Genomic DNA, 13,470 nt, shown 5'->3' on the forward strand with positions numbered 1-13,470 from the left:
GTCATTTCAGCGTTATTAATTCTCGCGCGGGCTGCAGTCGGCTGAAATTAGGAGCCGAGCAACTTCTGCCGGTCCAGCAGTACAGTCGCGGCGGCTGTTATGCGGCTAGCCCGGACGGTCGTTAATTTCGCGATCCTAGGAGAACGATGACGCTCTCCCCGCCATCGGGTAAAATGGCGGGATGCCGGAACGTTACGATCTGCAAGCCGTTCGTTCATCCATGACGGCAAGGTGCGGCCACAAGGATGTGTCCGATGCCAGCCGATCAAGAAACAGCCGTCGCCCCTCACGAAACTCCACAGACCGATCACACTCCTGCCCCAGCCAAAATGCTGACAATCGGCCTCGTCGTTTGGCTCCTCGTAGGCGGGTTAGCAGTGTTAGGCGCGTATGCCTTCCTCCTTCGAGGTTGATGAAGCCGCACCTGGACCGATGGCCCTACGACCTCAATCCTTAGGTGGCTCACGGAAGCCGACGCAAAGACTATGCGGCTTTGCGTAAAAATACTGCGCCTCCCGGTGATAGCGCCGGCCATCTCGTCGATTGCCTTGCAATGCGCGAGCAGCAATCGAGTGTGGGTTCGGTATCCACCAAGCACTCGGGATTCTCTTTCCAAGAACGGCTCGGCGTTCACTGGCTGCGAAGTCTACATAACGAGGTCATCTTCGGTGGACAGTATGGAGAGGACGAACCCGCTGGCGTTCACAAGAACCAGCGTCTGCGTCTCTCTCCGGAAAAAACTAGCGCGAATAACAGCGGATTCTCGGTGTCTTGCGAAATCGAGTCGTTCTCAAAGCGAAAAACGGGGGTATCGAGTCGTTCTTAAAGTCAAAATCGAGTCGTTTTCAAAATGCGGGATCGTGGAATCTCAACGAGATAGCCGAGTCGTTCTCAAAGTGGCCACACAGACTGTTGGTATCGGTTCACGAAGCGCTGAATTTCGACCGCCAACGAAACGGTGCGTGTTCTGTCCCCGGAATCCCCGCCTGTCCTCGCCGCAATTATGGGGGCTGCTTTCCTTGCTGTTGTGGCCTGGACAGTGCTGCGACGACACAGACTGCCTATCGGCGCGACTGTTCAAGACATGGTCGACGCCCAACGGCGCAAGAAGTCCTGACGCCAGTGGAACCGGCTCGTGGCCCCGCGGTCATGTAATAAGAATGGTTAGACTTTAAGCAGCATGGCTGAACGCATATTGCGGCCGCAGGGCGGGGCTAAGGGGTCTCAGTGCTCGTTGACCGCAGCGCCGAGCTTGATCAGGCTCAGCGAGCGGTTGGCGGTCTCGCGCAGGCGGCAGTAGCTCGCACTGCCCCGGTACATGCCGGGCTCGACTTTGTCGAAGACCGCGCAGAAGCGATCACGCGACGCGGCGAAAGTTTTCTCCGAGTCCTGGACCGCCTTGATCACGTCGGCGAACCCGCCGGCCTGAACCTTCTTTAGCGTCTCATTGGTTTTCTGCGTCCAAATGGCGAGTTCGCGCGCCGCGCAGGCTTTCCATTTGGCGACGTCGTCATTCGCGCCGTCTGCCGCTTTGATGCAGGGGTCGGCGACGAGCCCGACGCACGCGCCGCCGAAACCGCCGGTTTCCTCCGCGGTCTTCAGGCAGGCATCGATCACTTTAACGTCGGCGGGCGCGGTGCCTTGGGCGAAAGCCATCGATGCGAGCGCGAGGCTTGCGGCGAGCATCGCGGCGGCAAGTTTGAGCTTCATTGGAGATCTCCGTTCGCGACTTTGGTCTTCGAAGGCCCAGCGTTGGTTCAGCTGAATGTGAAATATGACGGCGGCCTCGATTAAATCACGCGCCGGCGCGCCGTCGGCAACGCTGGGTTCATGCGACTTAGAAGTTGAACAAAATCCCCTCCAAGACAGACCAAGGTAGCATGAAGCGCTTTCTGATTTTCGCGGCTCTCTTCCCGCCTCTCGGGATGCTTGTTTTCAACGCCCCTGACGTGGTCTCGAAAGGCATTCCATCGAGCGTAGATCTGTTGGCATGGCTGATTGCGTCGTATCCGATTGCGACTATCCCGGCGTTGTTGATGGCGGGGGTGGACCGGGCACTATCGAAAAAGCCTCTCCACGTTTTGAAAACGACGGCCGTGGGAGGTCTGATGTCCGCGTCAGTCCTGATCTTTCTCTGGAGTGGGTTCGCGGAGTTTTGGTCAGTTGTGATGGCCATTCTTTTAGGAGCAGTTCCAGCCGCGGTGTGTTCTTGGCTGTCAGATAAATCAATAAGAAGCGTAAATGCATGAGCGGCCTGGAGTCACGACCAATCCCAGTGACGCTCTATTCAAAGATTGATGAGCGCCCAACCCCATGCAGTTTTTCTTCTATGAAATTGTCGCCCGCGTTGTTGCAGCTTATTTGTGTTTCGATACCTACCGCACACTTCGCCGCGGGCTTACCGACGGGACATTCGTGCCCTTCGAACCCGATGGGGTGAACTGGATTTTAGACTCGTTTAGGGACCGAGCTGCACTGGCCGTTCATCGCGACGCCACTCCAACGCGGTTTTGGGTATCCATCGGCCTGGAAGTGCTGCTTCTCCTCGCCTGTCTCTACGTCGCTATATTTGGCTGGTCGCAGACAGGCGCCTGATGAGCCGCTGCATCTCCGCGCACACGACCAATGAACAATTGCGCAACCACAACGCGTTCCATGCCGTATGACATAGCCTCGATCAAATGCTGAAATTTACAACCAGGGCCTAGCCGATCTATTTTGAGCGGCCGGCGGCATTTCCGCTGGACATCAAGTAACTGCCCCAAGCGATGCCCGCGCTTGGGGCTTTTTCCCGCATCGACTAAAGTGGCCGGCATGAAAGCAGACAGTCGGCTGGCAGTGTTTTGTCTCGTGTGCTTCGCTATCCTGATAGCGGGCATCATGGTGGAGAAATACTGGGATTGCCGCCTCGGGACGAAGCTCTCCCAAAACGCGTGGGGCTGCATGAAATTTAGATACGGACGGTGCACTCATTTATATCACCTGCAAAACATATCGACTTGAGCAGAGCATGGGCCGGGCTAGGCTTGATTTCGCAACGACGCGCTCAGACCCGGACCATCATGCCTAAGAAGCCAATTCCCGCCGACGAGCTGATCTGGCTCTTTCACGAGAAGCTTGCAGGAACGGCCGTGCCAAGCGCCACGATTGCAATTGTCCCCGGTGGTAATAATTGGACGGCGCTGACTAACGCTGCCGACTGTCGGCGTCACCCTGAACTTGCGACCACCGTGGCGCGCATCCAAAAGCAGCTTCGCTCCCGGTACAGCCTGAAATCGGTTTGATCTGCCTTTGTGAGCAGGAACTAAGCTGGCAACTGCCTGTTCTATGGTCTCACCGACCAAGGCGGCATTTTGACCAATACGAACGGGTTTGACCGACAGAGCGCCCAAACGGGCGACGAACGAAGCCTCATCAAAGGCCGTTACTGTCGATCGATCTTGAAGGTCGCCGCGATCAGCACCGACCATGAAGCCCGCATTCTGCTTAACGGCCTGGCCACCGAGCAACCGACGCCGCACGCGTCTGCTGCGATGACCGACGCCGAACGAGCCGCCTTGGCCGCGATCCGCGAGCTTGCCGGTCATCAGCACGCCAGAAGCGCGCCCGAAGGCTCCAGCGAGTGGATGCGTGCCGCGCGAGCAATCCAGTTGTGGCTGAACGTTCAAGATCAATAGACATCGTGCGCGCGTCATGCGGGGAAATGACAGTATGGCCTAATCAAGCGCCAGACCGGTGCTACTTGCGTGCACTGGCGCGATCCCGCCTGCCCTCTCGACAACAATAATATTGAAGGGCAAATTCTCCCTAGGGCGAGGGCCACGATGTCTGCTATTGGGGCAAACTGAGAAAGGACGTTCGGGCGGCCAAGCGGCGCGCGCCTACGGCGCCGCTCAGCTCACGGCGCTTCGCCGACCAAGTCGTTGATCGCGCGAATGTCGGCTCGTTAGGATTTAACGGACATGTACATTGCGCGCTCGTACGGACGCGAATGACTCCATCCGGATATCGCAAGCTTGCGAAGCACAGCCAAGTCTCGCGCTTTGGCCGGACAGAACACGCTTATCGCGACAGTCCGAGTACCGCCCGCGGCAGAATTACACGTCAAAACGCGCTATGATACTTAGCCTGCAACCTGGGAGGCGGCCGACATCAGCTCTCGGGGGGTCGGAGCTCCAAACATGCGACGGCCATCCTCGGGAACTTCGGTAAAGCTCCAGCGCACGATACCCTCCCGATCAAGCAGGAATTGGCCAAAGAGTTGGCCATGGCCAGTTGCCTTCATGTGCTCGTCGGCCTCGGTCATTTCGTAGCCGTCCTTATTGTTAAGGAGATCAGCCGCGGCCATTGGATTCATCGGCTCGGGCAGCTCGCCCGGCATGTCTATCCGCATGGTCATAACAGCGTCCATCCCTATCTTGTGCGGCCACTCGCTTTCACTCTCCGTAAACTCGAGATTGGGCAAGCCAAACGCGCGGTGCGAAACGCGCTCGGGGTCGGACGCGGCGAGCAGATTGGGCAACGGATGATAACGGAAATAGAGCCGCGCACGCTCGATTGGCGTGTTGACCACCACCAGACTCTCGACGCCTTTCTCGCGCAGGGCTGGGTCAAGTTGCGCTTGGGTCGCGAGATGGCGCCGGCAGAACGGGCAATGCAGGCCTCGGAATAAGCCGACCAATACTGGGCTGTGGCCGCGAAAGTCATCAAGCGCGATCTTGCCGTCGCGTGTGATCGCATCCAGCACAATGTTCGGTGCGCGGTCGCCCGGGTGGAGTGGCCCATCGACATGATGTTCGGACATGGTCAACCTCCTTCGGTTTGCTAATCAAGAAATGGCAGTACGATCAGAGCTTCAGGATCAAGCCCGTGGAGGGCGCAAACATCGTGCGCCAAAGCGAAATACCGCTCGGCCTCAGGCATGTCGCCTCGATCGAGGTTCAGCGTTGCAAGACCATCATAACATGGAAAGAGCTGCTGTGGCTCGCCCGTTTCGCGCGCCACCTCAATTGCCTCATTGTAGCAGCGGGCCGCAAGTTCCGGTTGGCCATGGCATTGATGAATTTGTCCGAGCACAATCAATGGAACAGCGAGATGCTCGCGCTGATCGAGTGCACGGTCGAGTTCGATGGCCTTTTCGGCAGCCGGCACGCCTTCGTCGGCACATCTGTCCGTGAAAGTGCAACAGGCGACAGCGAGATTGGCAAGAAGACGCGCCTGAAAGCCGAGATCTCCGATACGGCGCGCGACATCAAGGCCGCGCCGGCATACCTCCATGGCTTGAGCCGGATCGACCATCGTGTAGAGCACACTAAGATTCGTGTAACCGCGACAGGCTGCGCTGAGGAGGCCAGCGGCTTCGGCGACTGCGACGCTACGCTCCACCTCGCGTACGGCCTCCCGGCTTCGGCCCAGCCGCGCCAGTGCACCCCCTTTGGTATTGAGCGCCTCTGCGGTAGCGCGAGCCGCCTCAAGCCCGGCTTGTATATTTACGTCCGGCGGCACGGATTGAGCGTAACGCAGCGCATCGTCTGCCCATCTCGCAGCCGCGGCGTGATCGCCCGTGCGAAACGCGAGGTGGCCGCGCTCTTGCAAGAGATGCGCCCACTCGATCGGCGCATCCGTTCCCTCAAGCAGCGCAGCCGCCTCGGCGTAATGCGCCTCCGCCTTGGTTCGTTTGCCAGCGTCCCACATCAATCGACCAAGCTTGCGAAGTATTCGCGCCGCGGCGGCGCGGTCCCCGGCCGCGCGGTGGGCCCCCAATGCCGTCTGGTAATGTTCGTCGGCCGTGTCACGCCGGCCTGCCGCTCCACACAGGTCGGCAATTCGTTCGTACAGCACAAGCCGTTCCGGTCCTTGATCGCCAGAGGTCAACAAGACGGCGAGTGCCTGCTGATAAAGGCGGATGGCGTCATCGTTGGCGTAGATCGCGCGCGCTCGATCACCTGCTGCGCTCAGGTAATATGCGCCCTTCGGCTTGCTCGCACTGAGGCTGAAATGATGTCCCAGCAGCGTAAGGTCTTCGAGCCGCTCGGGATCATCCCCGCACACCCGCTCCAGGGCAGTGCCGATCCGCCCATGCATCTCAATACGCCGTTGCAGAAGGAGGTTTTGGTAGATTACATCCTGAAGTAGAGTTTGCGTGAAACGATAGGATTGCAGCGAAATCGAGCTCGCCCCCGCGATCTCCTCGACGATCTCGGCGTCGCACAGCAGCTCAAGCCCTGCCTCTACTTTTACCGGGTCGGTTGCCGTGGCACCGAGAAGAGCAGCATCAAAGCGCGGGCCGATGACCGCTGCCTCCTGAGCCAACCGACGCACGTCGTGTGGCAGTCGGTCCACTCGCGCGAGCAACAAGGCCTGAATGCTCGCCGGGATGTCAGCGGCCGCTTCATCGGACTTGATCTGCCAATGCGAGCCGTCACGCGCTAAAACGCCAGCTTCGATAAGACCGCGTATGATTTCTTCAACGAACAGCGGATTACCGCTCGCGCGTTCAAGAATTCGATTGAATAGATTTCCGGAATATCCATTCCAACCGTGACCGAAGAACGCCGCGAGCAGCTTTTTTCCGTCAGCGACGCAAAGGGGTGCCAGCCGGAGCGTTGTATGGCTAATTCGACTTGACTCGAGCGGATCCATTTCAAGCGTCGGTCGGTGTGTGAACAATAGCATCAGCCGCCTGCGCTCCAGCCGATCCATCACGAACCGCAGCACCTCAAGCGACACGGCATCGGCCCAGTGCAGGTCCTCGACAATAATCAGGAGGGGCGATATGGCCAGACGCCGTTCGAAGACTGTGCGGATCGCGAAAAAAATCTGTCGCCGGAGCTGTTCCGGCTCAACATGCTGCAAAGCGGCATCGGGGTCGCCGAGACCAAGAACATAGAAATAGAGGGGCATCAGCCGCTCGATTTCTTCGGTCGCCAGGCCAAGCTCCGACAGCGCTTCGGCCAGCTTGGCCTGCGCCTCTGCCGCCGAAGCCTTGTGCGCGATGCCGTAGGCACTGCGCAGCACCGCGGCGAGGGTACCGTAGGATTGCTCACCCAGGGGCGAGCAAACGGCCCGTCGGATCGCCACGCTCGCGAAGCGGTCATCATCGCGAGCGCGGGTAACGAACTCATTCATCAGGCGCGTTTTTCCGATGCCGGCTTCGCCGATCAGCCGCACCAGTTGAGCAGCTCCGCCACACGCCAGATTAAGGCACCCCATCATACGGGCGATCTCTGCGTCGCGTCCGATCAGCGGCGCGCTAAGGCCCAGTATTTCGAGTCCTCGTGCCGCACGTGGTGTGTCGAGAGGTCCCCTGAGACGATGTACCAGGACGCTGCCAACCTTGCCGCGAAGCGCAACGTCGCCAAGTGATTCATACGAGAATGCATGCCGCGTGAGGCGGTAGGTGAGCGGCCCCACCAGCACTTCGCCCGGGGCTGCCATCGATTGCAATCGCTGAGCGGTATTCACCGTGTCACCGGTCACTGAATAGGATTTGGCAGCGCCCGCGCCAAGTCCCCCCGCAACCACGTGCCCGGTGTTGATACCGATATGGAGCACGAGCGGCGAACCTGCGTATGCCTTCAAACGTTCTCCCAGGTGCGCCGTTCGCTTGATCATGTCGAGGGCCGCGCGGAGCGCCCGCTCAGGGTCGTCTTCGTGCGCGGCCGGCGCACCAAACAGTGCGAGCAGCGCATCGCCGATGAATTTGTCCACGAAGCCGCCAAAATTTTGCACCGCTGCCGTTAATTCCTCAAACAATTCGTTCTGAAGAGTCTGCATGACTTCCGGGTCGAGCCGCTCGCTCATCGTGGTAAAGCCACTGAGATCCGCAAACAGCACGGTAACGGTGCGGCGGTTCGCTTCGGTATCGACCTTGTGGGGTGTTCGCCGAGATGCTCGCTCGATCTCGACAACCGGGCTCGGCGTGAGCGCTGGTCGATCAGGCCCTACCGGAATCGTCGGTGATGACGCCTCCCGTCGGTCGCCGGCATTATAGGCGTCATCGACGTGGGCGCCACATTTCGGGCAATACGTAAAATCGGGTGCGCATACATAGCCGCAACTGGGGCACGAGTTCGGCTGCTTTGCACCGCACTTCGGGCAGAAAGCAAAGCCGCTCTGAACCTCGAAACCGCAACGAGAGCAGGTCATGGATCAAGACCTCTCGGGAGTCGCGATGGCGCGATCTGATCTTGGACCTCACCGAATGGGCCCTAGATCCTTGGTAAGAATGGCCTCACAGCGTCGGAAGAGCAAGCGGGGGTTCTAGTATGGACGACGAGGATCATAGCGCTGAACTTCGGCCGCCAGATCCGCCAATGAAACGGTGCGTGTTCTGACCCGGGGAATCCCCCACCTTCGTTCTTCGCTCAATCACCCAACGAGACATCGACCATGTCGTTATGCATGATCGTCTGAAGGCCGCGATTGTCCCACTTGATGACGACACAGCTCCAGGTGTTCTCAGTAACGGTGCCGGCGTCGCCTACGTCGTTCTTCCAATGGACGCGATCGCCGATTTTCAGTTTTCTCGATTGATCGCCGGTCATGGACACAGCCTTTTCAGTGCATGTTAATCGAGAGAACAGCCGGATATCGGATTGCCCGCCCAGGCAGCGCCAGCCGTGATGGAGATCAAAGCCGGAGCCACAAGATGGCAGTGCCGTGGGGCGACGAGCGGCACCGTCACGTTCAAGATACGTGTCAGTGTGAGAATGGGTCCAGCAAATCGTCAAGCCCGCTTCTTAAACGGCGCCACATGGTCACTTCTCACCCGCTGAGAAGGTGATGTCGAATTGCAACGGCCCTCGCTGTTCCGCTCGCTGGAACCGAGATGCCGCTTCGTTAATCGGGGTCTGTATGTTTTGTTTAGTACGCCGGAGGGGGTTTTAAGTACCAATCGATTTTGGAATGCTCCGGCAGCCGCCGTGCGAAAATGCCGGCGGTTTTTTATTGCGAACGAGATTTTCAAACAGGCTACTGTGAACGCTGAACCGACCGCGCGTTCGGTTCGACGCGGTCCGTCCGCATGCATGAGCAAGATCGTCCAGGCGAAAAAAGCCACCCACTGAGGCGGCCCTATTTTGCGAACACGAGCGTCGCGACTATCGCAACGGGGATTAGCCCCAACACGATGACGAACACACTAAAGATGCGGTCGAATGCAGAGGACGCGCTTAGGCGCGACGCCTTGCGGGCGATCTATCGGCAGCTCTGCAAGGGTGGCGTATTGGTGTGCAACATCCAACGGAATGCAACCTCACCGATCGGGGTGGTCAGTCGTATCCTGAACTGGGCGTATCCAAGAAGCCCCGAAACACCCTGACTTTGGATCAATTTTCGAGAGTGCTGTCGGATCAGGGATTGAGGTAATTGTGAGCACGTATTCCCGGGTTTTCTCGCGGTCGCGAAAGGCGTAGCGCATCTGGCCCGCCCCATTTATGAGTTCCCGCCAAGGAGCGATGTGTCTTCGCAGCTATCGCTGCCCCGCTGACGAGATCCTCACGCTGTAAAGAGGCTGCTCGCTGGCGTCCAACACTTCAAGCCGCCATTCGTCTCCCGGGCGAAAGCCTCCGTTAAAACCCTTCATGAGCTCGCTACAGGTCATGGTAGCTTCCTCCCAAGCAGCTTCATCGCTTTCGAGCTCAAGGCTGATTGCCGCCATCCGTATTCGGTTGGGCTCAATGATGTTGAACGAATACAACGGCATCCGATTCTCCCCGGCCACCCAGTTATATCAGGTTGCACATCGATAAGTCGTAATTACGACATATAAATTTTCAGCACCTTCTGCGACTTGGCGACTTCCTTGTCCATGAATGTCGTAATCCGGACGGAAGACATGGGTTGATCCGTCTAAAGTGACGGAAGCGGAGGCGGTTCTCGGACGCCGGTATGATGACCCCGCGCCTACGGCCCAGACCGACCGGGCGGGATAGCAAGTGTCCAGAAATCCGCTCGACAACAAATTGCTGGCGAGTCTGCCACGTTTGGACTTCGACGCACTGATTCAGCGCTCAGCAGTGATCGAATTATCGCAAGGAACAATCGTCTGTGAAGCAGGCGATGAAGCGTCCGAAATTCTTTTCCCAATTTCTGGCATGATTTCACTAGTCGTGGTCATGAAGAGCGGCAAAGCCATTGAGACCGCAACAGTCGGTAAAGAAGGCGTCGTGTCTGCAATGGCGGGGCTAGGCATCTATGTATCTCAGGTGAGAGCAGTTGTTCAGATCTCCGGGTCCGCCTTGAGAGTGCATGCAGCGCCATTTCGCAAACTTGTCGCAGCGTCGCCGTCGATTGGTGATCTTTGCATTCGCTACAATGAGACACTTTTAGCACAAGCGCGCATCACCACCGCATGCAACGCACTCCATGCTGTTGAAGCGCGCTTTTGTCGCTGGTTGCTTCAGACCGGCGACAGGGCCGGCCCCGAGAAGATCACGCTTACGCAAGAGTTCTTATCGGAGATTCTTGGTGTACGGCGCACTTCAGTTACCGATGTTGCAAGACGGATTTCTGAAGCCGGCATCATAACCTATTCGCGGGGAGTCATTACGGTTCTAGATCGCAAGCGGCTCAAGGAATTGTCGTGCGAATGTTATGAGACGATGCGAGAGCAGGCACCGGCGTAAGGCCGGAGCACCTCCACAAAAATGATGCGCTCAGGATCGGCCTTCTGGAGCTCAACTGGGTGGTGGACTTGGGCTCCGGGCCTGCGTCACCCGAGACCGTCCTTCGGAAGTGGTGCCCCCTGACGCCATACTGGCTGGCGATGCAGGTTTCCTCATGCCGACGTTGATCGAAACCTCCCAATCGACAAACTTCTGGGCGGATGCCAGCGATATGAAAATGCACACAGCAAAGCGCACGCTCAGAGCAGGCAGATCGTTGAGGTTCCTTGCGTCGTGACGCGAATTATCGATGAAAAGCTTGATGCCCGGAAGCATCGCTTTGGCTCGGCGCTAGAGCGACCTACGCGCTGTAGTTTTTGCTACTTTTGTATCAGGGAACTACACTTATCTTTACAACGTTGGATCAGTGCGACCGTAGCTCTGCTGAATGGCGGAGTGGTTAGTGGCGGGTTGAAACCGAGGACGTCGATGGCTCTGACGAAGCCCCAACGAGAAGCGATCGCCACGGCTGCACGATTGAGATCCATGTCTCGAAGGTGCAAAAAATTTGCTAAGTTTGTCGGATATCGGTCAGTATCAGATCGGCTGAATGCGTTGGCGATGAAATACCAGGAACAAGCTTGGGCAGTTGAGGAACGCGCTGGATTGCACTCGAACGGGAGCGATCCTGTCGGGCCTCTGTGATGATAAGTTCCAAGCCCCCTCGCGCTGTTTGATCAGACACGAGATATCTCGCGTGCCGTCCGGGGAGTAGACCGAGGGCTTGGGATATTTCCGTTGCCGATCGGCTAGCCGGCCTGGCGCGCTAGATCCCCACCCAGCGCCGAGCCGTCGATTTAAGTGTGAGCACCGGAAGGGATTCGGATGAAGCGCACCGTCGCTTCCATATAGCCATACGCTAGCGCAACAGCGTTGATCGCCTGGCTCCAGATTTTCTCCTGGCTTTAAAATCGTATCTCGGAGTTGCCAAAGCCCTATCCAAGACGATGATCGCGCGCTTGATCACGGCCTTCAAGGCAGCGTGCAGTTGCTGCGGGGCATGCCGGCACCCATTGCGTATTGCCGGCTCTGTGGCACGATAAAGCGAATTTCAGCGGTCGGTTTGTGTACAAATGATCTTTGAACCAATTCGATTGATGCCAGAGGCGCCCGGGCAAACCCCGGCGAAGAACCGCACGATCTTTTCTCTCCTGGCGGCGGTCAGATGGGTGCAGCGTTACGTTGACAGCGAAGCCAAGACAACGCCGCGGTGGACGAAGCTGATCGCTGTTCTGAATGACGCGACCGTCGGGACAATTGAGCCACCCGACGTTCGAGCCGCGCTCCATGTCGCTTTGATGGCTGAAGGATGGGCGATGCCGGACGAGCTTGAGCAACCAGATATATTCACGTCCGGCCGAGCGGATTCCCCGTAACATCGGCCGGGATCGCAGATCCACGGTGGAGGCGCCACCTTCAAGTGGAGGCTGGTATCTGCCATAGTGCAAGCTTCACTGCTCGGAGAACGCTCATGTTGTTCCCTGTCGGTAGTCGATGGCTCGCAGCGATTCTTGCGCTGACATTTTGCACCAGCCCGAGCGCCGGCGATGTGCTCTTCGAAAATGTTCGCATCTTCGACGGAAGAAACGCCACTCTTTCCGCCCCATCGCATGTGCTGGTCAAGGGCAATGTCATCGAGCGTATTTCTACGGCACCGATAACGGTCGCAGACGCTCGGCGTGTTGCAGGAAACGGGCATACGCTGATGCCCGGCCTGATCGACAATCATTGGCATGCGATGTTGATAAGAGTGACGCCGGCACAGGCTTTCGGTGACGTCGGCTACAACAATCTACTGGCCGGCAACGAAGCGACTGACACTCTGATGCGCGGCTTCACCACAGTTCGTGATGTTGGCGGGCCGGTGTTCGGCCTCAAGCGTGCCATCGACGAGGGCATCGTCAAGGGCCCGCGCATCTATCCGTCCGGCGCCATGATCACTATCACGAGCGGGCATGGGGATTTCCGGCAGCTGACCGATCTGCCACGCACGATCGGCGGCATGCTCACCCGCATGGAGCAGGTCGGTGGCGCTATAGTTGCGGACAGCCCTGACGAGGTGCGCGTGCGCGCGCGCGAACAACTCATGCAGGGCGCCTCCCAGGTCAAGTTGACGGCGGGCGGCGGCGTGTCGTCCCCCTTCAGTCCGGTCGACGTAACCACTTTCACCGAGGCCGAATTACGCGCCGCCGTTGAAGCGGCCGAGAATTGGGGCACATATGTCGCCGCGCACGCCTTTACTCCGGCCGCGATCCAGAGAGCCGTCGCCGCTGGCGTGAAGTGCATCGAACACGGCATGCTGATGGATGAGGCGACCGCCAGGTTGCTGGCCGAGAAGGACATCTGGTTGAGCTTGCAGCCCCTCCCCGAGGATCTGAGGCTTGGCTTTCCGGAGGGGTCAGTCCAGCGGGCCAAGGCGGATGAGGTCTGGCCCGGCATAGCCAGGTCTTACGAGTTTGCCAGGAAGTACAAGATCAAGACGGCGTGGGGCACCGACGTGCTGTTCTCGCGCGCGCTGGCGCAGCAACAGGGCGCAATTCTGGCCTCGCTCACACGCTGGTACACCCCCGCCGAAGCGCTGGTCATGGCGACATCGACAAATGCCGAACTGCTGGCGCTGTCCGGCAAGCGCAATCCCTATCCCGGCAAGCTCGGCGTCGTGGAACAGGGCGCGCTCGCGGATTTACTGCTTGTCGACGGCAATCCGCTGGACAACATCAACCTGATTGCCGATCCCGCGAATAATTTCAAAATCATCATGAAGGACGGCGTCATCTACAAGAATACTTTGAGCAAGTGAGCC

General features: G+C 58.5%; 11 protein-coding genes. 5 read left to right on the forward strand and 6 right to left on the reverse strand.

What is annotated here, in order from left to right; translation table 11 throughout:
• Window positions 1–1,224 precede the first annotated feature (1,224 nt).
• The gene (locus tag AB8A38_RS10665; protein WP_439085955.1) at window positions 1,225–1,710 is read right to left on the reverse strand and encodes a lysozyme inhibitor LprI family protein; all 486 of its coding nucleotides are present in this window, start codon (window positions 1,708–1,710) and stop codon (window positions 1,225–1,227) included.
• A gap of 170 nt (window positions 1,711–1,880) precedes the next feature.
• Here AB8A38_RS10665 and AB8A38_RS10670 point away from each other — a divergent pair, with 170 nt between their 5' ends.
• Together AB8A38_RS10670 and AB8A38_RS10675 are read left to right on the forward strand one after the other, a co-directional pair.
• A complete protein-coding gene (locus tag AB8A38_RS10670; RefSeq protein WP_439085956.1) occupies window positions 1,881–2,249 on the forward strand; it encodes a hypothetical protein in 369 nt (122 codons plus the stop codon).
• A 64-nt stretch (window positions 2,250–2,313) separates the two neighbouring features.
• Window positions 2,314–2,595: a hypothetical protein gene (locus AB8A38_RS10675; protein WP_439085957.1), complete on the forward strand. Its 282-nt coding sequence runs from the start codon at window positions 2,314–2,316 to the stop codon at window positions 2,593–2,595.
• A 425-nt stretch (window positions 2,596–3,020) separates the two neighbouring features.
• Here AB8A38_RS10675 and AB8A38_RS10680 read toward each other — a convergent pair whose 3' ends face one another.
• The 5 genes from AB8A38_RS10680 to AB8A38_RS10700 form a co-directional block, all read right to left on the reverse strand.
• The gene (locus AB8A38_RS10680; RefSeq protein WP_439085958.1) at window positions 3,021–3,587 is read right to left on the reverse strand and encodes a hypothetical protein; all 567 of its coding nucleotides are present in this window, start codon (window positions 3,585–3,587) and stop codon (window positions 3,021–3,023) included.
• Between the two features lie 536 nt (window positions 3,588–4,123).
• Complete coding sequence (locus tag AB8A38_RS10685; protein ID WP_315841192.1) at window positions 4,124–4,804, reverse strand: peroxiredoxin-like family protein; 681 nt, start codon at window positions 4,802–4,804, stop codon at window positions 4,124–4,126.
• A 20-nt stretch (window positions 4,805–4,824) separates the two neighbouring features.
• Window positions 4,825–8,148 (reverse strand): adenylate/guanylate cyclase domain-containing protein, encoded by a 3,324-nt coding sequence (locus AB8A38_RS10690; RefSeq protein ID WP_439085959.1) that lies wholly within the window; start codon window positions 8,146–8,148, stop codon window positions 4,825–4,827.
• Between the two features lie 218 nt (window positions 8,149–8,366).
• Window positions 8,367–8,546: a hypothetical protein gene (locus tag AB8A38_RS10695; RefSeq protein ID WP_315841190.1), complete on the reverse strand. Its 180-nt coding sequence runs from the start codon at window positions 8,544–8,546 to the stop codon at window positions 8,367–8,369.
• Between the two features lie 926 nt (window positions 8,547–9,472).
• The gene (locus AB8A38_RS10700) at window positions 9,473–9,706 is read right to left on the reverse strand and encodes a DUF6894 family protein (RefSeq protein ID WP_315841189.1); all 234 of its coding nucleotides are present in this window, start codon (window positions 9,704–9,706) and stop codon (window positions 9,473–9,475) included.
• 232 nt (window positions 9,707–9,938) lie between these two features.
• On the opposite strand from AB8A38_RS10700, the gene AB8A38_RS10705 reads away from it, so the two are divergent.
• The 3 genes from AB8A38_RS10705 (at window position 9,939) to AB8A38_RS10715 (ending at window position 13,467) form a co-directional block, all read left to right on the forward strand.
• On the forward strand, window positions 9,939–10,628 hold the full coding sequence (locus AB8A38_RS10705) for a Crp/Fnr family transcriptional regulator (protein WP_439085960.1): 690 nt from the start codon (window positions 9,939–9,941) through the stop codon (window positions 10,626–10,628).
• A gap of 1,112 nt (window positions 10,629–11,740) precedes the next feature.
• Window positions 11,741–12,043, forward strand: a complete 303-nt coding sequence (locus AB8A38_RS10710) for a hypothetical protein (RefSeq protein WP_439085961.1) — start codon at window positions 11,741–11,743, stop codon at window positions 12,041–12,043.
• Window positions 12,044–12,138: 95 nt separating this feature from the next.
• The gene (locus AB8A38_RS10715; protein ID WP_439088496.1) at window positions 12,139–13,467 is read left to right on the forward strand and encodes an amidohydrolase family protein; all 1,329 of its coding nucleotides are present in this window, start codon (window positions 12,139–12,141) and stop codon (window positions 13,465–13,467) included.
• Window positions 13,468–13,470 lie beyond the last annotated feature (3 nt).

Origin of the sequence: Tardiphaga sp. 839_C3_N1_4, assembly GCF_051811045.1 — a bacterium.
GTDB lineage: Bacteria > Pseudomonadota > Alphaproteobacteria > Rhizobiales > Xanthobacteraceae > Tardiphaga.